The 243-nt window shown below is 72.0% G+C and carries 1 protein-coding gene; it reads left to right on the top strand.

Annotated elements, in window-relative coordinates:
• Positions 1-115: 115 nt before the first annotated feature.
• Positions 116-243 (top strand): bifunctional adenosylcobinamide kinase/adenosylcobinamide-phosphate guanylyltransferase (locus tag HKX41_13035; protein NNC25058.1); only part of this gene is annotated, 128 nt, incomplete at its 3' end.

Here is a 243-nt window from a genome sequence, read left to right as displayed (position 1 = left end):
TGCACGGCTTGCGCGAGCAGTCCATCGACCGCCTCGCCGATGCGGTCGAACAACACCTGGACACCGCCGCGCTGGCCGCGCTGTTCGGCCTGCGCCATCCCCACGAGGAGCCGGCGTGCGCACCCTGATTCTTGGCGGCGCGCGCTCGGGCAAGAGCGCGTTGGCCGAACGCCTGGCCGCGGCGCATGCCGAGGTCGTCTACATCGCCACGGCGCAGCCGTTGGACGGCGAGATGGATGCGCG

This window comes from Salifodinibacter halophilus (genome assembly GCA_012999515.1).
GTDB classification, from domain to species: Bacteria; Pseudomonadota; Gammaproteobacteria; order Nevskiales; family Salinisphaeraceae; genus Salifodinibacter; species Salifodinibacter halophilus.
This window is presented reverse-complemented; position numbering and strand designations above follow the sequence as displayed.